Below are 23,330 nucleotides of genomic sequence, written 5' to 3'. Positions count from 1 at the left end.
GCCGGCCACTCACAGGGCATCCTCCAGAAGCGCGAAGCGGTGAGTGTTCATCGGATCACGTCTGTCCTCAGTTGCCGCTGCCAAGCGTCCGGATGGCTTCCTTGAAGGTATCCTCGGTGGCCTTCGTCATCGCCGAAGCGCTTTCAAAGGCGCGCGTCACCATGATCAGGTGACTCATCTCCGACACGGGATTGACATTGGAATCCTCGACATAGCCCTGCAGGAGACCGGCTGATGCAGTGTCGATCATGGGTTCGGGCGGTATCACCGGCACAACGCCGAGCGCTGCCTGGCGCTGGTAGCCCTGGGTCAGGTCGGCCTGGAACAGGCCGATTGCGCCGAGCCGGACGCCGTCCTGGGTCAAGCCGCCATCGCGGCCAGCCTTCAGCGTGCCGCCGCCCGGATCAAGCTGGATCGGCGCGCCGCCGGGATCGAGAACCGGATAGCCGTTGATATTGACCAGTTCACCGGCTTGGGTGATGGTGAAGCGGCCGTCGCGGGTCAGCATTTCGCCGGTGGGCGTTTCGATCATGAACCAGGCTTCGCCGCGCAGCGCGAAGTCGAGCTGGTTGCCGGTGGCCCGCAATCCGCCATTGTTGGTGTTGAGAAATTCCTTGCCTTGGTCAACGAAGGAGACATCGGCGACGCCGGTATTGGCCAGAACCTCGTTGAACTTGATTTCGGTGGCGCGGAAACCGGTGGTGTTGGAATTGGCGACATTGTCGGCCAGCGTGTTCAGGCGACGCTCAAGCGCAATCTGTGATGACAATGCGACATATAGCGAGCCCTGCATCAGCGGCCTCCGAGTTTGAGGGTGTTGATCGACAGCAAGAGGTCCGTCGAGATGCCGAAGCCTGACGACGAACTGAGCAGCAGGCTCGAATCCTGCGTGCCGAAGGACGGGTTTTCAATCTCCCACAGGGCCGTGAACCGCTGCATGAATTCGTTGAGCTTTTCCGGATCCTTGAAATCTTCGATATCGATGCGCGACTTGATCAGATCAGCCTGTTTGTCGATGTCGCTGGCTGCCAGTTCGGCGGGAAAGCCGAGTGCGGTGCGCACGACGTCATACAAGGCGGTGTCGGCAAGGATGGTGTAGACCGAGGTGATTTCCGGCGCGGTGCGCTGGAAATAGAGCGCCAGGCGCACACCGGTGTTGTCTTCGCCGACTTCCTCTTCCAGCGACAGCCGGTGATACTTGTCCACCGTGCCCTGCTGGGCCTTGGTGAAGATCGTCGCCGTCTCGCCGTGGGTGGCGAAATTGTAGGTCTCGGCGAAATCCTTGTACTTGCTGTCGGCAAGCTGGTTGGCGAAAGCACTCTCGGATTCGGTGCCTTCGGTGAGCACCTTGCGCATGAACGCCTTGGCGTAGTTCATGTCCTCCAGGCCATGGGCCTTCATCGCATAGTTGAACACCCGCGAATCCGCCATGAACTCGTCGATCGACTTGATCTCGGAAATCCGGCTGAGATAATATTCGCTTTCGCGGGCGATTTGCGGCTGACTGGCGATCCGCTCGATTGAGCTGGGAAGATCCCGCGCGATCAGGTTGTAGCTGGTGTAGGTCGTTGTCACCGGAGTTACCCTTCTCGGTCCGTCAGGGCGTTCTGCCAAACCGAAAAACCGGCACATTTCCCCTGGATATGTTCCGAAATAGGCCAGCTTGCTTGTGCGAGGCTGTTGGCTGCGGGGAAACCATTAATAAGGCAGTCAGATTCAGCTTCACACAAGGCTCAAGCCGTAGGACCTGTATAGCGTGTTAATTTCCGCGGCGGGGCATCATGAATATCATTATCGGTCTGGTTATCACACTCGGTTGCGTGCTCGGCGGCTTCATGGCCATGGGCGGGCATATCGAAGTGCTCAACCAGCCTTTCGAATTGCTGATCATCGGCGGTGCCGCGATCGGCGGTTTCGTGATGTCCAACCCGGTCAAGGTCATCAAGGACACGATGAAGGCCACCGGCGAGGCGTTCAAGGGCACCGTGCCCAAGGAACGCGAATATCTCGACACGCTGAGCATTCTATATGCGCTGATGCGCGACCTGCGCACCAAGAGCCGCAACGAAATCGAAAGCCACATCGACAATCCGGAAGAGTCCGACCTGTTCCTCTCCGCCCCGACGATCCTGAAGAACAAGGATCTGACCTCGTTCATCTGCGACTATGTGCGGCTGATCATCATCGGCAATGCCCGTCCGCATGAAATCGAGGCATTGATGGATGAGGAAATCCAGACGATCTCCTATGACCGGCTCAAATGCTACCACGCCATGAACACCATGTCCGACGCCTGCCCGGCGATCGGAATCATCGCGGCGGTTCTGGGCGTGATCAAGGCCATGGCGGCGATCAATGAATCACCTGCCATCCTGGGCGGACTGATCGGCGCGGCGCTGGTGGGAACCATGCTGGGGATTTTCCTGTCCTACTGCGTCTTCGGTCCGATTGCCCTCAACATCAAGATGGTGCGGACCAAGCAGAACCGGCTCTACACCATCGTCAAGCAGACGCTGCTGGCCTATATGAACGGCTCGGTCCCGCAGGTTGCGCTCGAGCACGGCCGCAAGACCATCTCTTCTTACGAGCGTCCTTCCATCGATGCCGTCGAGCAGGAAATGATGAACCCGGGCGGCGGCGGCGAAGCGAAAGCGGCCTGATGTCATGAGCGCCGCAACCGAGATCGACCCCATATCCAGCCACGGATCATTCGACCCGGACCTTCTGGACCGGATGACCGGCACCAAGGGCAATCCGTCGGATATCGACGCCAAGTGCCACACCGTGCTGTCGGTGCTGTGCCCGTTGATGGCGCAGGCCTTCGAAAAGGTCACCGGGGTTGAAATCGATGTCCGGCCGGGCGCCATCCTGCAGGGCCGCCGGCGCGAACTGCTTTCCCAGCTCGGCAAGGACGCGGTCTATTGCGAGGCGGGCATCGCCGACTGGACCGACGACATTGCGGTGCTGTGCGGATCAAAACTGATCATCGGCCTGGTGGAATGCCTGCTCGGCGGCTCCGACCCGGCTGATCTCGATATCGTCGCCCGGCCGCTGTCGAACATCGAACTCGACATGTCGCTGGTGGTGTTCGAACAACTCAATGACAATCTGCGCAAACTGGTGTCGGCGGACCCGAAGGCGAAGACCAGGCTGAGCAAGCCGCAATCGGAGCTGCCGGAGGATGACGGTGATCTCAGGCCGGACCTCCACGCCGCCGCCATGACACTGGATATCGGCTTTGGCGCGGTCGCCACCTCGCTGACCATGATCCTGCCGCAGTCACTGCTGCTCAAGACCGCGATCAGGCATGTTCGCGGCGATGCCAAGGCCGAGGCCAACAGCGAAAACTGGACCGAACGGCTGAGCCACCGGGTCTCGCGCTCGGAAGTCAATCTGCAGGCCGCCGTGGCGCTGGCGCCGCTCGAGCTGGGTGAAATCAGCCGCCTTCAGGCCGGCGATCTGATTGCCTTCGCCGACACGGGCGACATCGAGGTCACGCTGAGCGCCAATGGCCGGCCGCTTTATACATGCGCACTGGGTCGGGCCGGCGCGCGCTACATGGTCAAGGTCGAGGGACAGGCCGGGCCGGATGAAAACTGGAAGACAGACTTTGTATGAAGACGCATCCGGAGCTGCTAGACAGGCTACGGGCAAGCTTGGAACGGGATAAAGGGTCATGGCAGGCGAAGAAGCACTTGATGACGAATCCGATCCGATGGCAGAAGACAACGGCGCGATCGACGGAGCCGTCGACGGCCTTCGCGGAATTTTGAAGAAGGATGCCGGCCAGTCGCCGGCGAGCAATGAAAGCGTGGATTTAATGAGTGGCGCATCAGCCTTAGGCCTCGATATGGGCGCGGACCTCGACGACAAGGGCGACGACCCGCTGAACATGGACGGGTTTTCAGGCCTCGACGCGCCCGATTTCGGCCCGGCATCCGGCGCCGAGGGAGCGGATGGCATGTTTGGCAGCACAGCGGATGCAACCGCCGGACAGAAGCTCGGCGCGAGCGGAACGTCCGGCCGGATGGACCTCGTTCTGGGCATTCCGGTCGATGTCCAGATCATCCTGGGCACCAGCCGCATGGCGGTGTCCAAGCTGATGAACCTGTCCGAAGGCGCGACAATCGCCCTCGACCGCAAGATCGGCGAACCGGTGGAGATCATGGTTAGCGGCAAGCTGATCGGCCGCGGCGAGATCACGGTGATGGAATCGGACGAGACCAAATTTGCGGTCCGCATCATCGAAGTGATCGGCGAACCGCAGAAGAAGGCTGGATAAGATGGCAGCCTATGACCAGACCGGTAGTGAAAGCACCGGACACAGCAGCAACCTTTCTCCCTCGGAAAAGGCTGCAGCCGTGCTTCTGGCCATGGGCAAGCCGGTCGCGGGCAAGCTTCTGAGGTTCTTCGAATATGAAGAGCTGCAGGAAATCATCAAGAAGGCGCAGAACCTGCGCTCGATCAAGCCGCAGGAACTGATCGAACTGGTCAATGAATTCGAGGACCTGTTCAGTGAAGGCGCAGGCCTGATGGACAACGCCAAGGCGATGGAAGGCATTCTCGAGGAAGGCCTGACACCCGACGAGGTCGATGGCCTGCTCGGACGACGCACCCAGTACCAGGCCTACGAGATGTCGGTATGGGACCGGCTGCAGGATTCGGACCCCGACCGGGTCAGCAAGTTCCTGCAGAGCGAGCATCCGCAGACCGCCGCCTATATCCTGTCGATGCTGCCTTCGGAATTCGGCAGCAAGACATTGATGCGCATGCCGGAAAACATCCGCGTCGACATCGTCCGGCGCGCGGTGGATCTCAAGAGCGTCAATCCGAAGGCCGCCGAGATCATCGAAAAGCGGGTCCGCGAACTGATCACCGTGATCGAGGCCGACAAGGCCAATACCGGCTCGATCAAGGTGGCCGAGATCATGAATGAAATGTCCAAGCCCGAGGTCGAATCGCTGCTGGGCGCGCTTGGCACGGTCTCCACCTCGGCAATGGAGAAGATCCGCCCGCGCATCTTCCTGTTCGAGGATGTTGCCCAGATGTCCCTGCGCAGCCGCGTGACGCTGCTCAACGACATCTCCGGCGACATCATGACCATGGCGCTGCGCGGCGCCAACGAGGAGCTGCGCGAGGCGATCCTGTCGGCCATCGGTGCCCGCCAGCGCCGGATGATCGAATCCGACCTTGCCTCCGGCGAAGCCGGCGTCGCAGCCCGCGACATCGCCGTCGCCCGTCGCACCATTGCCCAGGAAGCCATACGGCTGGCCGGCCTCGATCAACTGACGTTGCGCGAGAATGCGCCGGTTGACGACGCGGCAGCAGCGGCATAAGCCAGAGCTGCTATGGCCGAAGGCGAAGACAAAGACAGCAAAACCGAAGAACCCACCGAGAAAAAAATCCGTGACGCCGTGGACAAGGGCAATGTGCCCTTCAGCCGTGAAGTCCCGATCTTTGCCTCGACGCTGGGGATGCTGGTCTATCTGGTGTTCTTTCTTCCCGGCAGTGCCGGTCGCTTCACCGAAACGCTCAGGGACCTGTTCGAACAATCCGACGGCTGGCGCATGTCGACCGGCGGTGACGCCGTGGCGCTGTTCCGGCTGCTGTTTTTCGAGGCCGGTGCTGTATTGTTGCCGGCCTTTGCGCTGCTGATGGGTTTCGGCATCGCCGCCTCGGTGCTGCAGAACATGCCCAGCCCTGTTCTCGACCGGATCCAGCCCAAGCTGGAACGCATCTCCATCATCAAGGGCCTCGCCCGCATCTATGGCGCCAAGGGCATGGTGGAATTCGCCAAGTCGCTGTTCAAGATCGTGGTCGTGTCCGCGATCGTGGCGGGCGTGATGCAGTCGGAGTTCTTCGGGGCGCTGAACTTCATGTTCATGGATCCCACCCTGATCGCCCCCGACATCGCCCGCCTGGCCGGCAAGGTGGTGACCGTGGTGCTGATGTGCACGGCCACGCTGGCCGTGCTCGACGTGCTGTGGACCCGCTACAGCTGGGGCGCCGACCTGCGCATGAGCAAGCAGGACATCAAGGAGGAGATGAAGCAGTCGGACGGCGACCCGATCGTCAAAGCACGCCAGAGATCGATGGCCCGGGACCGCGCCCGCCGCCGGATGATCGCCGAAGTGCCGCGCGCCACGCTGGTGATTGCAAATCCGACCCATTTTGCCGTGGCGCTGCGCTATGTGCCAGAGGAGGGCGGCGCGCCGGTGGTCATCGCCAAGGGCCAGGACCTGATCGCCCTGAAAATCCGCGAGGTGGCCGAGGCCAACGGAATTCCGGTGTTTGAGGATCCGCCGCTCGCCCGCTCCATGTTTGCGCAAGTCTCGGTCGATAATTTCATCCCGGCGGTGTTCTACAAGGCCGTCGCCGAGCTGGTACACAAGATTTACGCCAACAAACCGAAATCCAAAACTGCGGACATCCGATAATGAAACCTGATCCCCTCTCCGCCGAACGGGAAGTCATCGTTGCTGACGCGATCTGCACGGTCGCCAGCGAATTGCGGCTGATTGACGTCGCCGACCTGATTGCAATGCTGCGCTATGAGCGGCATGCCGATCTGGCAGATCTGGTTGCCTCGGCCGCAGAAATGTTCTTCCTGCCGGGCATCGTCAAGCTCGGCACCGGCGGGGACTATTATCTCGACTGGGGCGGCAAGCCGCGCGTTGTGCTAGATCTGGAAATCAAGCCAAGGGGCGTGAAGATCTATGCGCGTCTGATACTGGAGCAGGATTGTGGTGGCGTGGAGATCAATCACATCGTGTTTGACGAGCCGCAGGATGATCCTGACGAGAATACCAATCGTCTGAAGGAAAGCCTGCGTGCGGCCGCGTTCCGGCCATTCGTGCCGGCGGTGCAGATCTCCCGGCCGGCCGCCTGATCCGCGCAGCCTTCAAGGCGGATCGCAACGGGACAAACAGCACCGTTCAGACAGAGGACTCCAGCCGGGCCCTCAAGGCGTCACTCAGGCAACGAGGCCGAGACGGATGGCCTTGGCAATCGCCTGGATGCGGTTGACCGCATTCAGCTTGGTGGTGGCCGAACCCAGATAGGCGTTGACGGTGTGGACCGAGAGATTGAGCCGTTCACCGATGGCTTCGCTCTTCATGCCGTTGCCGACGAGCTGCAGGCATTCGATCTCGCGCTCGTTCATCTTCTCGGTTTCAGACGTCGCACCGAAGACAACCCGCAGCTTTTCGCGCATGATCGAGAGCGACTTGCGGTGCAGATCGATCAGCAGATCATTGTTGATGGCGGTGTGAACCGAAAAGAACACCACATAGCCGTTGCCCATCGCGCCGAGCTGCACCGGGAAGGCGAGATCAACCCCGGCCTTGTCGACCACGTGAACCGTCTTTGCCGGCGACATGTCAGCCGCGACATAGCCTTCCGGCGCGAAAATCAACGGCCGGGGCGACGAATAGAGATGCGACAGCAGGAAGGCCGACTGCTCCTCGACCATGCTTGCAACCACTGCATCGCTGCCAGGGCTGTGCATCTTGCACTCGATGCGGCCGGGCGACAGCAGCGTGTGGGCCTGAACCACCAGCACGGTGAATGCCTCACTGCCGCATGATCTCTGCATGGTTACAAGCTTGGGAAAAAGATCCGCCGACGAGCCGGCATGTCCAGCGGCTCCATCCTGTGCATGTTTCTGAGCCCGTTCCTGGGTGCTTTGGGCATCTGGTAATGCTCCTAATTCCATCAGTATGGCTCCCTTCTCTAAATGATACGCTGCCGAACAGCGAAAGCAACGGCTTCGGAACGGGTTTTTGCTCCGGTCTTGTTCATGATGCTGGTGATGTAATTGTTCACGGTGTTGCGTGATATGCCGATGATCAGCGCGATCTCGTCACTGGTCTTGCCCTCGCCGATCCAGGAGAGACATTCGACTTCCCGGTCTGTCAGGTCCGAGAGCGCATCATTGCTGGAGATGACGTCCGGGTAGTGCGAGCTGTGATAGGCCGCCGCCAGCGCCACGTCGCGCAACCGGTCATGCGACAGGAAGGCATCCTTGTCGAACAGCAGGGCCAGGATCATGCGCGCCTGGCCGGCATTGTAGGGGATCAGGCATACCCGCTGCGCGAAGCTGTCGGGCAGGTTTACCGATGGTTCCACATCCTGAAAAGAAGGCTCGAAGGCCTGCAGGCACCGGCGGATCTGACTGATGCGGGCTTGCGCATCGACGAGGTCCGCGCCGAACGAGCGCACCAGATCAAAGGGCCAGTTGGAGGTGACGATGAAATCATGATGGCGATCTGAATAAAGATCGGTTCGGCCGAGCAGATAGCACCGCGCACCGGCATAGGCGCAGACAAGCTCCATCCCGATGCTGATGTGATCACTGGATCCCTGCGCTTCGAGGTCGTGGATAAAAGCCTCACGTGCGATCATCCCGCGTCCTCCCTCGTGTGAAACACGTACCCTGAACGCATCTGGAAGTACCAGACTGGACGCCAATAACCATCAGCACTCCTTCAACGCCAAACCGTAGTTCGATCCGAAGCCGCGCTCCTGCGACCCCTCCCAATCAATGGAGATCTTCGAATCGATCAGCCATGAATGTTAGTGTGCAGCAACGAACCCTAAATAAATAGCCCCTCATTTTGGGACTTGACTTTTTGTAATTCTTATAGTTCTGAATTTCGGCGCAGAATCGCTTGGCCGGACATGCGGTGCGGGAACCCAGCTATAGCTACCTTTCATGCTTAAAAGATTGCCTTGGGAGGCTCGCGAACCCAGCAGCCCTGCGCCTCCGGGCCCTGATTTGCGCTGCACATCCGATTGAATCGGGATGCCAGACTCAACCCTTTGCCAGAACCCCGGATCATCAGCGGGGTGAAAGAGCGATCATCGGTATCGCGACCTGTCAGGTCCCGGTTGGCTGCCAGGGACATCCATCAGCGGCGCGGAGCGAACGGGGTAGATCAAGCCACAAACTGGCGAAGCAGGCTCTATGCGGCTTCGCTGGAAGCCCAGCTGCGCAGGATCTTGGCCGCGCGCTCTTCATTGATCTCGACCATGCGGGCAAGCCTGCGCTCGGGACCTTCCTTGACGCGGCGGTTGAACGAGCCGGATTCCTCAAGCTCGAGACCGGACTCGTCCTCTTCGCCAAATCCGAAGTCCGCGCCGAAGCCTTCCATCGGCATCGCGCCGACTTCGCCGAGCGCTTCGGCAGAGAAGTCGGGCAGTTCGAGGCCGTCATCCATCGCGTTCTCATTGGCGGCACCGCCACCCACGCCCGCACTGCGCAGCAGGGGACGGAAGCCGAACATGACGATCAGGACAGCAACCGTGATGAAGGCGAGAGCGTTGATGATCGTGCCGAGCTGCGTTCTCAAGGCATCAGCGAAACCGGGCTGGGCCGCATCGGCGGTCAGCAATTCGCTGGCGAGGAAGTCCATCATGGTGATCTTGACGCGGTCACCGCGCTCGGCGCTCAGACCCGATGCCATGGAGACAACCTGTTCGAGTTCCTCGAGATAGGCAGCGGTCTGCTCGGGTGTCGGCTCGCCGCCAAGCATGGCGTCGATGCGGGCCTTGTTGACCACCACGGCGATCGACAGTTCCTCGACATCATAGCTGTTGCGGACCGTCGATATGGTCTTCGAGTTGATCTCGAAATTGGTCTGTTCTTCCTTGCGCTCGGCCAGTTCGCTCGATTGCGGGCCTGCATTGCCCGCACCATTGGCGCCCGCGTCGGGAATGTTCTGCTCGACCGTAGCCGGTGCGTCGGTCGAGGACTGGTTGGACGTCTGGTTTTCCCGGGTCACCCGGATCGAGCGTTCGACCCGTGATTCGGGATCATAGACCGTCTCCTGGGTCTGCTGGCTGTCGGTGTTGACCTTCGCATTGACGCTGGCGCGGAAGTTTTCAATGCCGAGGAACGGCGTCAGCGCCTTGTCGATGTTGGATTCGACTTCGCTCTGGACCAGCTGCACGATCGACAAGGAGCGGTTCAGGTTGGAATTGGAAAAGTCGTCGCCTGCCGCAAGCAATTGCCCGGTCGCATCCAGAACCGTGACTTCATCGATGTTGAGGCCCGGAACCGAGGAGGCAACCAGATGGCGGATCGAATTGGCGGTGCGGCCGGCCAGATTGTTGCCGGCGCGAACCATCACCGAAGCCGATGGTTTCTGCTCCCCCGCCGGAAATTGCCGCGGTCGGGCATGACGATGTGGACACGCGCGGCGGAAATGCCGGAAATGGATTGAATGGTGCGGGCGATTTCGCCCTCGAGTGCCCGGACCCGGGTGACTTCCTGCATGAAGCTGGTGAGGCCGAGGGATCCGACCTGGTCGAAGAGTTCATATCCGGCGGTGTTTGACGACGGGAGGCCGCGCTCTGCCAGAATCATCCGCGCCTGATTGGTGGTGCCCGCGCGGACCGTGACCGAGGTTCCGTCCGAACCGATGTCAAAATCGATATTGGCTTCGGCCAGAACCAGGCTGATCTGGTTCACATCCTCGCCCGAAAGGCCGATATACAGCGTCTCGTGGGTCGGCTTGTTGAGGAAAATCGCGGCAGCAATGACGAGAAAAACCGAAAGTGCGCCGACGCCGGCGAGCGCCATGAGACGTGCCTGACCTAGACCGGACAGGTTTTTCGTCAATTGTGACAGCTGGTTCAACAGACTCATTCTGTATCCGCGCTCAACAGGGCAAGCCGGTCAGGATAACCGGTTCGGCGACCCTAGCCGGCGAAACTTGCGCGAAAGTGGTCTGGAGCTGTTTGTCCCGGTTCAGAAGAACTCGAGATCACCGGAGGCATTCTTGTAGGCCTCGCTCGACGGCGCAGTGCGGGTCGAGGCCTTGAGATGCCGCTTCATGTCGTCGAGATTCACCAGCTTGAGAGCCTCGGTGATGTCGACAGCGAGTTCGGGGGCGACCTCTTCGCTCACGCCCTCGAGAAAGGCCGCCAGGCCGCGCGCCTTCTGGACGGCGAGATCGATGCCCTGCATCAGGCGCATGTGATCGGGCGAAGCAAGGAGTTCGGTCGAGCCGCCATCGGACAATAACGGCTCGAGCCGTTCGATCAGATCGGCAACATCGACAAGTTCGGAGCAGACCTTGGCCATGACCTCGCGCAGGGGCTCGTCAGGGCTGTCGCCGGCCTCATAGGGCAATTGGCTCATAGGACGGCTCCTTAGAAAAACTCGATCGACTTCGGCGCGACCAGATTGCGTGGAACCGTTTCAAGCGCCACCGTCTTCTGGGTCTCGGCCCCGGAGAGCGCGGACTGCCGGGCGCGACCACTGACCGGATGATATTGCAATTTGCGGCCAACATCACCCCCGTGCTGCTGCTGACGATCCTGATCCCCTCATCGCTCAGGAAGGTCCGGGCGAATTCGGCATTGAGCTCGCCGATATTGGACAGACCGACAATTGTCCTGGCGCCGCCGATGATCTTGGCTTCGAGCCGGTCGCGACGCGCGCCCATCTTCAAGAGACCGTTGATCAGCAACTCCATCAGATGCACGCCGTAACGGGTCGCCTCCGCGCCGCAGCCAGTGCCCTGGCCCGGCAACAGGAAATGGTTCATGCCGCCGACCCCGGCAACCGGATCACGCATGCAGGCGGACACGCAGGAGCCCAGTATGGTGGTGAGCACCACATCGGGGTCGCCGGTGACCTTGAACTCGCCCTGAATGACGTGGACCTTGCGAAATTGCGGCTGTGCTGTCACGCCAGCTCCCCGAACACCATCTCGATGGCGGCTTTCAGCTTCTCGATGGTGAAGGGTTTGGCCAGAACGTTGTTGGCGCCAAGTGCGGCGGCCTTGTGCACCAGCTCGCGGCTGCCCTGGCCGGTGACCATGATGAACGCAGCCTTCTTGGTCGCCGGATTCGTGCGGATCGAATGCAGCAGAACCAGCCCGTCCATCTTCGGCATGGCATAGTCGGAGATCACAAGGTGATGCGGTTGCTGGCGCATGATCCTGGCGCCCTGCTCGCCATCCTGGGCAATGGTGATCTTCGTGAAACCAAGCTGCAAAAGCATGTCATTGATGAGCAGACGGCTTGTCACCTGATCATCTACGACAAGGACCTTGATTTTGTGTGCAATGGACATCAGGCGACTCTATCTTTCCGGGAGGTTGCTGTGGTGGCTTTGAGGATTTCCTCACCGATCTGGCTGAGCGGCAACTGGCGATCGACGGCGCCGATCTCCTGGGCCATGCGCGGCATGCCGTAGACCACGCAGGATTGCTCGTTCTGACCGATGGTGATGGCGCCGGCCTGGCGCATGCTGAGAAGGCCCGAGGCGCCATCGCGCCCCATGCCGGTGAGGATGACCCCGACCGCCCGGGAACCAGCGAGGCGTGCCACGGACTCAAACAGGACATCGACCGACGGGCAGTGATTGTTCACCGGACCTTCACCGGTCAGGATGCATTTCGGCGCCGCCGCATTGATGATTTGCAGGTGCCGCTCGCCGCCCGGCGCCAAATAGACCCGGCCGATCTGCAACCGGTCGCCGTCCTCGGCTTCCCTCACCTGCGCCGCGCAGACCCGGTTGAGGCGCTCGGCAAAGCTGCGAGTGAATGCGGCAGGCATATGCTGGGTGATGACCGTGGGCGGGCAATTGGCCGGGAATTTTCGCAGAATCGAGATCAGCGCCTCAACACCGCCGGTAGACGAACCGATGGCGATGATCTTGGACGCCGGCTGATATTCGCGGGCTGCAGGTTTTTCGGGCAGGTCCGGAACCGCTGGTCCGGCACTGGGACGCAGCGTGCCGGTGACGCTGCGAGCGGGCCGCGGCCTTGACGATCTCGGCAAGGCGGGGAAACGGCACGGCATCGCCCGGCAGCGGTTTGCCGACGCAGTCGAACGCGCCGATTTCCAAAGCCGCCAGGGTGGCTTCCGCGCCCCTTTGGGTGAGCGTCGACACCATGATGACCGGCATCGGCCGGAGCTTCATGATCTTTTCGAGAAACGCGATGCCGTTCATGTTCGGCATTTCGATATCAAGGGTGACGACGTCCGGATTGAGCTCCTTGATGGCGCTGCGGGCCTGGATGGCGTCGCCGGCCTCGCCGATCACGCTGATCCCGGCATCACTGCTCAGCACGGCCCGGATCAGGCCGCGCATGGTGGGGGAGTCGTCAACAACGAGGACGCGCACGGGTGCGATCATGACCTCAGGCCCTCCCTTGCAGCGATAGGTCGTCACAGCGACGTTGTCGAAGCGGTCCCCGGCCTCGCCGGACAAACGCTCCGAGTGACCGATGCAGAGATGCCCGCCCGGTGGCAGCAGATCGGCATAGCGCGCCCAGACCCTGTCCTGCGTGGCCTCATCGAAATAGATTACCACGTTCCGGCAGAAGATCACATCGAAGAGCCCGCGGAAGGGCCACGGCGCCAGCAGGTTGAGCTCCCGGAAGGTGACCAGGTTCCGCGCCTGGTCGCTGATCTGCCAGCAATTGCCGGCGGCAGGGGTGAACCATTGCTGCTGCATGCGGGCATCCACAGTTTCGAGCGCCTGGCCGTCATAGATCCCCGCCTTTGCCTTGACGATCATCTTCGGATCGATGTCGGTGGCGAGGATGCGTATATCCAGACTTGCGACATCGGGCGCCATGCCGAGCAATGTCAGCGCGATCGAATAGGGCTCCTGCCCGTCGGAACATCCCGCCGACCAGATGCGCACACGGCCGCCGGCATTGGCGCGCAGCAGCAATTCCGGCAGGATTTTGGTGCGGAGATAGTCGAAATGGTGGTTCTCGCGAAAGAAGCGGGTGAAATTCGTGGTCAGGAAGCTGAGCATCTCGCGGCGCTCGTCGATGCCGTCATGAGAGCTGACCAGGGCGCAATATTGCTCGAAACTGGTCAAGCCCAACTGGCGCAGCCGTTTGGACAGACGCGAATAGACCAGCGATGCCTTGGTCTCGTTGAGCGCGATCCCGGCATCGGAATAGATCATGGCGGAGATGTCGGACAGGTCCTTGCGCGTCAGCAGGAATTCCGCATTGACAAGGTGTTCACCCGGCCGGCCCGTCGGCAAAATTGCGGTGGTGCTCACGCGGCCTCGCTTTCAGCCGCAGCCTGAACCGCGCCGGGCCCGACGCGGTAAAGCTTCGCGACAGGGGCGGAGGCGGTGACGGCAGCGCAAACCGGCGCATGCGGCCTGGCCCTTGCAGTCATCAGGGCGCAGACGTTATGCGGGACCATGCGGAGAACGCAGCACGACAGGCTGCGGGACGTGCGCGCCGCCTGGTCACAGATGTCGTGTGCCGGATATCGCATGGGTGTTGCTGCTCCCCTAGCCTGTCGCCGCGAGGGTCATTTCGGCGCCGAGCGAATGACCGCGCGAGGCCATGACAATGGCGTCGACATCAAGGATGAGCGCGACGCGGCCATCGCCGAGGATCGTCGCGGCGGCAATTCCGGGTACGTGCCGGTAGTTGGTTTCAAGGCTCTTGATGACCACCTGCCGCTGCCCCTGGATGGCATCGACCATCAGCGCCCGCTGTCCGCCGCCCTCGGATTCGACGAGCAGGACCACGCCGTCAACCGGATCGGTCAGGTCGGAGCGGAAATCGAGAATGTGGCCGACATCGACCAGCGGGCAGAATGTATCGCGGATGGCGACAAGCCGGTGGCTCGTCCCGAAGGCATGAATGTCCTTCTGACAGGGCTGCAATGTCTCGATGATGGCGGTCAGCGGAACCACCAGGGTCTGGCCGGCGACGGTGACAACCATGCCGTCGAGCACCGCCAGGGTGAGCGGCAGGCTCATGGTGAAGACCGAGCCCGCGCCCGGTGTCGAATTGATCGACAGCCGGCCGCCGAGCGACTGGATCGATCGCTTGACCACATCCATACCGACGCCGCGCCCGGAAATGTCGGTCAGGTGTTCGGCGGTGGAAAAACCGGGATGGAAGATAAGATTGTAGATTTCTTCGTCGCTGAGTTTCGCATCCGCTGCGATAAGGCCCTTCTCCACGGCCTTGTCACGGACCCGGTCACGGTTGATGCCGGCGCCGTCATCGGCAATTTCGATGACGATCCGGCCGGAACGGTGCTTGGCGGTCAGGCTCAGCCTGCCTTCCGGGTTCTTGCCCGCGGCCTGGCGCGTCTCCGGCTTTTCCAGCCCGTGATCGATGGCGTTGCGGATCAGATGGGTCAGGGGTTCGGCCAGCTTGTCGATGACCGTCTTGTCGATTTCGGTGTTTTCGCCCTCGGTGATCAGGCGGACAGACTTGCCGGTCATGTCGGCGGTTTCACGGACAATCCGGCCCATCCGCTGGAACACCGGTTTGACCGGCTGAGCGCGAATGGCCATGACGCTGTCCTGGATCTCCCGGGTCAGTTGCTGCAACTCGTCGAGCCCGACATTGAGCGCCGAGGTGCCGCCGGTGTGGCTGTCAGACACGCTTTGCGCCAGCATCGACTGGTTGATCACGAGCTCGCCAACCAGATTGATCAGCCGGTCAACACGCTCGAGGTCGACCCGGATCGTCTGCGGAGCGGCGGGCACGGCGGCGACCGTCATTTCCTTTTTCGCAAGCTCCGCGGCAAGCGCCTTTGCAACCGTTGACAGATGTGCCGGTTCGGCGGCCGCTTTCGGCGCCTCCTGGCCAATGGCTTCGGGTTGCTCATCAGCGACGGCAGGCGGGCTGTCCGCCGGGTCTTGCCGGGCCATCACGGGGGCGTCAGCGGGGTTCTCGTCCAGGAGCGAGAGGTCGAACGGCGTCGAAGGCCCCGCCTTCCCGGCCACGGCAATCTCTTCCGCGGAGGCAGCATCCGTGTAACCGGGGGTAACGTCGAGCGTGCAGTCCCATTCGGCAAACTCGAACACCTGGCGAATGGCGTCTTCGTCGTGCTCCGTCTCGACCCGGATCCGCCATGAGAAATAGGCGGCTTCGGCGTCGAGCTGCTCGATGCCGGGAAGAGTGTCGGTCTCGCAATGCACTTCGAGATCGCCGAGCTTGGCCAGATCGCGCAGCAGCAGCACCGCTTCATTTCCCTTGGCATAGAGATCGGACCGCGGCTTGAAGCATACCGTGAACAGGTTGCGCCCGCTCGGCTTGGCAGCGGAGGCGTTCGATTCCGCCTCCTCAAAATCATCGAAACTGAACGGGACCGGCTCGAATTCGGGCTCGTCAGCGGGTTCGGGCGTCACCGGAGCAGTCCCATGAACCATGTCCTGCGAACCGGTCACCAGGCGGGGCTGGCCACTGGCAAAGGCCTTGAGCGCCTCCTCCAGTTCCGAGGTGCGCGACGGGTCGACACTGCCGCCGTCCCGGGCGGCCGAGGTGAGATCGGCCAGCGCGTCGGCCGATTTGAGCAACACATTGAGCAAGTCTGCGGATGCGGCAAACTTGCTGGAGCGAACGCAATCAAGGGCTGTTTCGAAGATGTGGGCGAAGGCAACCAGATCATCAAGCCCGAAAGCGCCGGCACCGCCCTTGATCGAATGCACGGCGCGAAAGACCGCGTTGACGGTTTCGGGATCGGTGTCGCCGTCCCTGAGCCGCAGCAGACCGGATTCCAGTTCGGCGAGCTGCTCCTCGCACTCCTGGAAAAAGATCTCTCTGATTTCATTCATATCCATGGGACAGGTCCTGTCAGGCGGTGACGCGCTCGATTGCCGCGATGAGCTTTGCGGGATCGAAAGGCTTGACGATCCAGCCGGTCGCACCGGCTTCGCGGGCCTGGTTCTTCTTGTCCGGGTCGCTTTCGGTGGTCAGGACCAGGATCGGGATGGCGCGGTAACGCTCGTTCTTGCGCACGCCGGCGATGAAGCCGAGGCCGTCAAGCCGGGGCATGTTGATGTCGGTGACGATGACGTCGGGATCGGACTCCTCCAGCATCTCGAGGCCTTCAATGCCGTCCTCGGCCTGAACCGTGTCATAGCCGGCATTGGTCAGGGTCACGAGCAACATGTTGCGGATGGTCCGCGAGTCATCGACCGTGAGGATTTTCTTCTTCATTTCAGCATCTCCTTGGGAAGCAGGGCTTCGTCCGATATTCCCAGCAGTTTCAATGTTTTCACAAATGATTCCGACGCATCGACAACGCTGAAGCGCAAGCCCTCGGCGCGCCAGCTCACAACCGCGGACAACAACACCTGGATGCACTGCGCGCCGACGCGGCCGACGTCGGAGGCATCGATCTCGATATCGCCCCCTCTGTGGGCAAGCACCTGTTCATGCAGCCGGCCGGCGGCATTGAGGTCCAGGACCTTGGGCAGTTTCAGGATTGTCCGGGGTGCAGTGTCAGACATTTCGAATTTCCTCGTTCCTGGCGCGATCCGGCAGCGCGGTCACCGGGCATGTCGCTGCTGTGGCAGGGGATCTGGCCGGTGGCCGGGCTTGAGTGCCCGTTCTGAGATTTCGACGCTTTCAAATCCGGTTGCGCGCTGTTCGCGGTGCAGCCTGATCTGCTCGGAAAGCTCCGTGATGACCAGTTGCAGGTCGGCTCCGCTTTCGGCAATCCCGGCGATGCGGACACCGCCCGAGGCGATCAGTTCGGCGGTCTGTCGAAGGGTCCTGGCCGACCCATCGAGATGATCGGCATCGTCCTGCGCCAGCGTGCCGACGCCTGCGACCGACTCGGACACCTTGCCGACCCGGGTGACGACGCCGGAAATGGCCGAGCGGGTCTGATCCACCAGTTCGACGCCACGCCCGATATGGGATTTTGCGTCGGAGACAAGATCCTTGATTTCATTGGCGGCGCCGGCGGATCTCTGCGCCAGGGCGCGAACCTCGGTGGCAACAACGGCAAAGCCGCGGCCGGCATCGCCTGCGCGCGCGGCCTCGATGCCCGCGTTGAGCGCCAGCAGATTGGTCTGGAAGGCGATCTCGTCGATCACCGAAATGATCTTGCCGATCTGCTCGGCGGAATGCTGGACGCTGGCCATGGCGCCAATGGCGTCGTCGACGACCCGGTCGCCGTCTTCCGCACTCTGGCGTGCATCGGCAATCAAGGTCTCCGCAGTTCTGGCGGTTTGTGCCGTCGCCCGCATGCGCTCCGATACACCGGCCAGATTTTCGTGCTCACCGTCAAGCGTGGCGCCGTGGCGCTCGACCTGGGCGCGCACCGTCTCGATGTCATCGCCGAGGCGGATGACAAGCTGTTCGGCATCGGAAAGCCGCGCGGCAGTTCCCGAGATCAGAATCTCAAGCTGGCTGACCGCACCGTTGAAATGATCGGCCATGTCCTGATGCTGGTCGAGGCTGCCCGGCTCGACGCGGGCCGACAGATCCCCTCCGGCCAGTCGCGCCAGCGCCGCGCCAAGGGTGGACTGGACCTGCGCGCGTTCCTGGGCCATCGCGTCCTGGTGCTGCCTGTCCAGCGTCCTGGCCTGATCCCTGAGCCGGTGAGAGACCTGCATATCGATGTCGATCAGCGCTGCCCGGACAATGTCGACCAGATTGTCCGCAAGCTTATCGCTCCTGGCCTGCCCCGAAAAGCGGCCAAACAGGCCGGTCCGACTTTCCCTGACGAGGCGGCGAATCACCCGGTCGAGCACCAGTGCATGCCCACCGATCGACCAGCCCGCATCCAGCCCGATGCGCTGGCGCACATCGCCGAGAATGACAGAGCGGTCGACATAGAGATTGTCGAAGCGGCCATCGGACAGGATCGACCAGTGGGCGACCTCGAGCTCCTCGAGCCGGTCGATCTGGCGAGCCGAGGTAAACAGGGAGGCAATTTCGGGAGTATTCTGCAAGCGCTCGAAGAAACCGGACAGCGCGATCCGGGCTTCGGCCTCGACCATGGGACGCATGGCGCGCAGACGTTCGCTGCTGTCGCTGTCGAGCGCCGTCAGATCAAGCCGCGCACGCAGCCCTTCGGCCGCGGCTGCATCCCTTACCCTGGCTTGAACTCGGCCCACGCGATCACCCCGGTTGACGGCCAGAGGCCGTGCGTTGCAGTTGAGCCAGACTGTGGCAGCGAAGTGTCTGTATAATGCCTGGCGCGTCTTTCAGGTTGAAGAGCACGGACAGCGCATCAGTACCGCGGTGGCGTCTGGCCGATGAAATTTGAAATCCGGATCGGGCCCGGGACAGCGGAACAGCTTCATGCCTTTGTGGGAGCCGTGTTACGCATGCACGCACAATCCGCCGAATAGACCGATTTTTACGGTCAAATCCTTGCTTGAAGGTTAATTTTGAGCCACGAAAGCAGGGGAATTTTACTTTCCGTTCAGCATATTCCGCCGTAAGCTTCACGCAAGTTGCAAGTGCCATTCCTCGCTTCGTCGATGACAATGATGTCACCAGGAAACGAGCAATGATTGTTCTAGGATTTGGCGCGATCGCTATCGCAACCGCCACTCTCGCATGCTTCTCTGTACTGTTGCGCTCCGGCGAAACACGGGTTCGTCCCAATCCGGTTTTTTAACTGCAGACCACCGATGCGGCGCATCATGGCGCCACGCAATGAGCCCGACGATGCCTTGGCATGTCGGCTGTGTGAATTCGGCTTGAAGTTTATCCAATGACGTTTCGCGCGGGCGGACCGCTTTGCGCTTGTCATGCGGCGTGGCCGGCGTTCAGGCGCCCGACACCAGCGTGATATGGTTGTCCCACGCACAGGCATAATTGCGGCCGGCAAAACGCCCGCTTTCGCTGGAGCTGACAAAGCCATCGGCGCAGGCCTGAATGCCGCATACGCCTTGCCCCGGCTCGACCTCAAGCGGCTTTCCGGACCGGGTGTCCAGCGTGATCGTCACGCCGCTTTTGGGTGATGTGAAGGCCAGGGTCCGGCCATCATTGCCGATGGCGACCGAGCCGACATATTTGCCCAGCCTGGCGCCGACCTCATCGGGCAGATCGACCGGCACCAGCCCCGTGTCCGAACCCAGTCTCGCCAGAACCGGTACATCCTGGCTGACGTCGCCCTCAAATTGGCCACCGATCCAGACCTGCTGCCGCGCGTCGACGGCCATGTGGCGCAGCGACAGGCGGTGCAGGGCCGGCGGCAAATGATGTTGTGACAGCAATGCGCCGTCCTCGGAATCCACGAACACGATGGACGGCTTCATGGTCGCCAGATTGAGCTTTTCGCGGCCGAAGTCCGGATGGGTCCTGATGCCGCCATTGGCGATGCACAGGGTCTTCTTGTCCGGCATCATCAGGATTTCGTGCGGACCGACACCGAAGGAGGCAAATTCACCCCGCCGCGCGAATGAATTGGTGGCGTCATAAATACCGATGATGCCGTCACCGGATTCAAAGTCGTTTTCGGCGGCATAGAGCAGACGGCCATCGCCGGAAAATGCTCCATGGCCATAAAAATGCCGGTCAGCGGGCGTGTGAAACGGCACCGGTCCGGATCGGCTGTCCTTGCGGAACGCGATGGCAAAATTGCCGGGGCGGCGGGCGAAGGCAACGAGCCATTGCGATGTGCCGGCAGTGGCAAAGCCGTGGCCCCTCCCCGGCAGCGGATTTTGCGAGACCAGCGCGCCATCCCTGTCGAGGATCGCGACTCCGTAGCCATCCGCATCTTTGTAAGCTGCCGCATAGAGAAGATCGGAACCGGCAAGGCGCGCCGCCGAGGCCGGTGTCAGGGCAGAGGCCCAGGCCGCACCAGCGCCGATCAGAAAGGACCTGCGTTCGATGAGCAGCATGGTCAGTCGCCATCGCCAAAGGAGAACCCTGCGCTCAGGCCGGCCGCGGCGGAGACTTCACCATCAAGCCGCTGAATGACGCTGCGAATGGCGACCTGCAGATATTCGAGGCGCGCGCGGGTGACATCATCGGCCAGCAGGGCTTCCACGCCGGCTTCGAAACTGTTGGCGGTTTTGATTGTCTGGCCGATCTCGAACCGCACTTCCTTGGCAAGCTTGATGGCGTCATAGGTAAGAGCGTGCTCGATGCCGCTTTGGTTGAACAGGCGCTCGATGGAATCCAGATTTGCAGCAACCGACGCCATGGTCAGGCCGGCGCGCCGGTAGATCGCGGTCTTTGGCAGGCCGTTCTTTTTTGCGGTTCCGAGAAAGTTTCCGACCCGCACATCTCGGATATGTTCAAGACCGTGGATCATGGTTCCGAGCAATTGCGACAGGGCCTCGCGGGAATCTCGCAGAACCGGATTGTCCGGACCCGGGTTCATCCAGATCGAAGCGATGCCACTGTCGTCATTCCAGACGGCATCAAGCTCGGCGCCGATGTCCTGAAGATTTTTCGACGCCAGTTCGACATAGCGGCAGCGCGATTTTCCCTTCTGTGCCTCAGCGAGCGCGGTCGCGCCCTCGCCGAACAGGGCAAATTCGAGCCCGCCCAACCCCTGGATGGCGACGCTCTTGCCCTGCAGATCCTCAAGCGTCCAGCCGAGCGCTTCGTCCCCGGCCAGAACCGTGCGCACCTGGCGCAGGCCGGTGCCCTTGCGGTCGGGGTAAAACAGCACCCGCTCGAAGCGGTTTTCCGCACTCACCGGGCCGAAGCGGACGATCTCGATCGCCGACCAGGCCAGCACCGTGTCGGCAAAGGCAGCCCGCGCCGCCTCGAGCGCCTCAGGCCCGGGAGACCGGCAGAGCTCGCTGGCCGCCTCGACCAGCCGGTCGCCCGAAGCGTGGAAGGCGGCATAGCCGGGCCGGACAAAGGACGTGACCGTGCTGAACATGATCGTGCGTGCCTGCTGCAATTGCGCATCCGTCTCCGCACGGGCGTGGCCAGCCATGAGCGGCGCCAGGCAAAGAGCTGCCAGCATTGCGCATCGGATCGACAAGAGTCTCGGTGTCATCACGGGTCCATTCTCAGCGGCCTTGGCAGCCGGTGTCTGCAAGCGTTTCCCGCCCGCCCCCTTTTCGAGGACTGGACGGCAACCAAGGCACTCTACAAGGAGTTGAGGAATGCGATGAGCGCATCCCGGTCCGCCTTTTCAAGTCCGGCAAAGCCATCCCGCGCGGTCTGGGCCTCGCCGCCGTGCCAGAGGATGGCTTCGGTGAGATTGCGGGCCCGCCCGTCATGCAGGAAGAAGGTGTGGTCGTTGACGATCTCGGTCAGTCCGGTGCCCCAGAGCGGCGGCGTGCGCCATTCGGTGCCATCGGCGACGCCGACCTGCTGGCCATCCGCCAGGCCTTCGCCCATGTCGTGGAGCAGGAAATCGGAATAGGGCCAGATCAGCTGGAACCGGTGCGCCGGATTGTCGGCCTTGCGCGAGGTCACATATTTGGGGACGTGGCAGGTGGTGCAGCCGAGCGAATAGAACACGTCCTTGCCGGCCAGCACCTCGGGATCGTCAACCCCGCGGCGTGCAGGCACGGCCAAATTCTGCGAATAGAATGTCACCAGTTCCAGCACCGGATCCGGCGCCTCGGTGTCGCCGAGATCGAGCTGGATGCCCACCGGCAACTCCATGCATTCGGTCTGCGACGGCATGCAATCGCCATGGCCTGCGGGCACATCTGGGGTGGAAATGCCGATATCTCCGGCAAATGCGGTGGCAGACTGCTGCCGCACGGTGGCATTCTGCGCCTTCCAGCCGAAGCGCCCGATGGCGATGTCGCCGGTGGCGGGATCCCGGGCCAGGGCGACGCGGCCCGACACGCCATCGCCGTCGCGGTCATCGGGATCCGCGTGGGCCAGGATATCGGCGGGATGAATGGCCTCGATCAACCCCATGCCGGTCATCGGCGGGGTCATCCGCGGCGACAGGGTGGTTTCGGGATCAAGCGGGCCATAGCCCAGATCGGCAACGCTGTAGGTCGGCTTGCGCAGCGAGACGACCGTGCCATCATCGAGACTGACCGGCTGTTCCTCATAGTCTATGACCATGCGGCCCTCGGATTTCAGTCCGGGAACGGCAAGATCCTGCATCTGCCCGCCATAGACGGGATCAGGCAGTGATGCGGCGACATAGCTCTCCAGAGCCTGGCGCTCTTCATCGGTCCTTGCCGGCCGGGCGAGCCGCAGGAACATCGAGGTGGCGTCTGCCGTGCCTTCGGGAGGATGGCCACGGCCGTCCTTGATGTGACAGCTCTGGCAGGCGCGCGCATTGAACAAGGGCCCCAGGCCGTCGGACGCCAGCGTCGAAGACGGCGAGGACACCCACAGCTTGCGAAACAGCGCATTGCCGAGCTTGAAGGTCTCTTCTTCCCTGAAGGTCAGATTGGCGTTGAAATGCGACAGCGAATCCCGGTTGACCATTTTGGTCGAGGTGCCGGCGCCGCCCTGTCTGGCCTCGAATTTTTCCGCGGCCCCAAATGACGTGGTCGGCGCGACCACCCGCTCCACCCGCTTGCGGTCCTTGGCGGAGAGATCGTCGCGGATATGCGGCAGGCCGGCAAGATCATCGGCATTCGCCGGGCCTATCAGGTTCATGACCAGCCCAAGGGCCAGAATGCGACAGACCGCAGACGG

The 23,330-nt window shown here is 61.9% G+C and carries 19 protein-coding genes and 4 pseudogenes; 6 read left to right on the top strand and 17 right to left on the bottom strand.

The window, feature by feature from the left end; genetic code table 11:
* Positions 1-67: 67 nt before the first annotated feature.
* Both flgF and OEG82_RS05665 read right to left on the bottom strand, forming a co-directional pair.
* On the bottom strand, positions 68-793 hold the full coding sequence (flgF, locus tag OEG82_RS05670) for a flagellar basal-body rod protein FlgF (protein WP_267611460.1): 726 nt from the start codon (positions 791-793) through the stop codon (positions 68-70).
* Positions 793-1,575 (bottom strand): DUF1217 domain-containing protein, encoded by a 783-nt coding sequence (locus OEG82_RS05665; RefSeq protein WP_267611459.1) that lies wholly within the window; start codon positions 1,573-1,575, stop codon positions 793-795. The genes flgF and OEG82_RS05665 overlap by 1 nt, the downstream gene beginning before the upstream one ends.
* A gap of 206 nt (positions 1,576-1,781) precedes the next feature.
* On the opposite strand from OEG82_RS05665, the gene motA reads away from it, so the two are divergent.
* Genes motA through OEG82_RS05635 form a run of 6 tightly spaced genes read left to right on the top strand, consistent with a single transcriptional unit; the run spans position 1,782 to position 6,889 of the window.
* A complete protein-coding gene (motA, locus tag OEG82_RS05660) occupies positions 1,782-2,660 on the top strand; it encodes a flagellar motor stator protein MotA (RefSeq protein WP_267611458.1) in 879 nt (292 codons plus the stop codon).
* A gap of 4 nt (positions 2,661-2,664) precedes the next feature.
* Positions 2,665-3,618 carry a FliM/FliN family flagellar motor switch protein gene (locus tag OEG82_RS05655; protein WP_267611457.1) on the top strand — a complete coding sequence of 318 codons (954 nt, stop codon included), beginning with the start codon at positions 2,665-2,667 and terminating at the stop codon, positions 3,616-3,618.
* A gap of 58 nt (positions 3,619-3,676) precedes the next feature.
* Positions 3,677-4,282 carry a flagellar motor switch protein FliN gene (gene fliN / locus OEG82_RS05650; protein WP_267611456.1) on the top strand — a complete coding sequence of 202 codons (606 nt, stop codon included), beginning with the start codon at positions 3,677-3,679 and terminating at the stop codon, positions 4,280-4,282.
* A 1-nt stretch (position 4,283) separates the two neighbouring features.
* Complete coding sequence (locus OEG82_RS05645; RefSeq protein ID WP_267611455.1) at positions 4,284-5,336, top strand: flagellar motor switch protein FliG; 1,053 nt, start codon at positions 4,284-4,286, stop codon at positions 5,334-5,336.
* A gap of 12 nt (positions 5,337-5,348) precedes the next feature.
* A complete protein-coding gene (gene flhB / locus OEG82_RS05640) occupies positions 5,349-6,437 on the top strand; it encodes a flagellar biosynthesis protein FlhB (protein WP_267611454.1) in 1,089 nt (362 codons plus the stop codon).
* A complete protein-coding gene (locus OEG82_RS05635; RefSeq protein ID WP_267611453.1) occupies positions 6,437-6,889 on the top strand; it encodes a hypothetical protein in 453 nt (150 codons plus the stop codon). The genes flhB and OEG82_RS05635 overlap by 1 nt, the downstream gene beginning before the upstream one ends.
* An 84-nt stretch (positions 6,890-6,973) precedes the next feature.
* Here OEG82_RS05635 and OEG82_RS05630 read toward each other — a convergent pair whose 3' ends face one another.
* The 15 genes and pseudogenes from OEG82_RS05630 to OEG82_RS05560 form a co-directional block, all read right to left on the bottom strand.
* Positions 6,974-7,594 (bottom strand): response regulator transcription factor, encoded by a 621-nt coding sequence (locus tag OEG82_RS05630; protein WP_267611452.1) that lies wholly within the window; start codon positions 7,592-7,594, stop codon positions 6,974-6,976.
* A 137-nt stretch (positions 7,595-7,731) separates the two neighbouring features.
* Positions 7,732-8,469, bottom strand: a complete 738-nt coding sequence (visN, locus tag OEG82_RS05625) for a transcriptional regulator VisN (protein WP_267611451.1) — start codon at positions 8,467-8,469, stop codon at positions 7,732-7,734.
* A gap of 494 nt (positions 8,470-8,963) precedes the next feature.
* Positions 8,964-10,648: pseudogene (fliF, locus tag OEG82_RS05620) on the bottom strand (flagellar basal-body MS-ring/collar protein FliF).
* Between the two features lie 102 nt (positions 10,649-10,750).
* A complete protein-coding gene (locus tag OEG82_RS05615; RefSeq protein WP_267611450.1) occupies positions 10,751-11,143 on the bottom strand; it encodes a hypothetical protein in 393 nt (130 codons plus the stop codon).
* 11 nt (positions 11,144-11,154) lie between these two features.
* Positions 11,155-11,696 (bottom strand): annotated as a pseudogene (locus tag OEG82_RS05610) (chemotaxis protein CheD).
* Complete coding sequence (locus OEG82_RS05605) at positions 11,693-12,082, bottom strand: response regulator (protein ID WP_267611449.1); 390 nt, start codon at positions 12,080-12,082, stop codon at positions 11,693-11,695. Before OEG82_RS05605 ends, OEG82_RS05610 begins: the two are co-directional and overlap by 4 nt.
* Positions 12,082-13,150: pseudogene (locus OEG82_RS05600) on the bottom strand (protein-glutamate methylesterase/protein-glutamine glutaminase). The gene OEG82_RS05605 and the pseudogene OEG82_RS05600 overlap by 1 nt, the downstream one beginning before the upstream one ends.
* Before the next feature lie 21 nt (positions 13,151-13,171).
* Positions 13,172-14,035 (bottom strand): annotated as a pseudogene (locus OEG82_RS05595) (protein-glutamate O-methyltransferase); the annotation flags it as partial.
* A gap of 240 nt (positions 14,036-14,275) precedes the next feature.
* Positions 14,276-16,570, bottom strand: coding sequence for a chemotaxis protein CheA (locus OEG82_RS05590; protein WP_267611448.1), 2,295 nt, complete (start codon positions 16,568-16,570; stop codon positions 14,276-14,278).
* 13 nt (positions 16,571-16,583) lie between these two features.
* Positions 16,584-16,949, bottom strand: a complete 366-nt coding sequence (locus tag OEG82_RS05585; protein WP_267611447.1) for a response regulator — start codon at positions 16,947-16,949, stop codon at positions 16,584-16,586.
* Positions 16,946-17,242: an STAS domain-containing protein gene (locus OEG82_RS05580; protein ID WP_267611446.1), complete on the bottom strand. Its 297-nt coding sequence runs from the start codon at positions 17,240-17,242 to the stop codon at positions 16,946-16,948. The genes OEG82_RS05585 and OEG82_RS05580 overlap by 4 nt, the downstream gene beginning before the upstream one ends.
* A gap of 39 nt (positions 17,243-17,281) precedes the next feature.
* On the bottom strand, positions 17,282-18,859 hold the full coding sequence (locus tag OEG82_RS05575) for a methyl-accepting chemotaxis protein (protein WP_267611445.1): 1,578 nt from the start codon (positions 18,857-18,859) through the stop codon (positions 17,282-17,284).
* Between the two features lie 660 nt (positions 18,860-19,519).
* Positions 19,520-20,596 (bottom strand): DUF1513 domain-containing protein, encoded by a 1,077-nt coding sequence (locus tag OEG82_RS05570; protein WP_267611444.1) that lies wholly within the window; start codon positions 20,594-20,596, stop codon positions 19,520-19,522.
* Positions 20,597-20,598: 2 nt separating this feature from the next.
* Positions 20,599-21,711, bottom strand: a complete 1,113-nt coding sequence (locus OEG82_RS05565; protein WP_267611443.1) for an imelysin family protein — start codon at positions 21,709-21,711, stop codon at positions 20,599-20,601.
* 92 nt (positions 21,712-21,803) lie between these two features.
* On the bottom strand, positions 21,804-23,291 hold the full coding sequence (locus OEG82_RS05560) for a di-heme oxidoreductase family protein (RefSeq protein WP_267614878.1): 1,488 nt from the start codon (positions 23,289-23,291) through the stop codon (positions 21,804-21,806).
* Positions 23,292-23,330 lie beyond the last annotated feature (39 nt).

The organism is Hoeflea ulvae (genome assembly GCF_026619435.1).
Classification (GTDB): Bacteria; Pseudomonadota; Alphaproteobacteria; order Rhizobiales; family Rhizobiaceae; genus Hoeflea; species Hoeflea ulvae.
The sequence above is the reverse complement of the archived record's forward strand: the minus strand, read 5'-3'. Positions and strand labels throughout refer to the sequence as shown.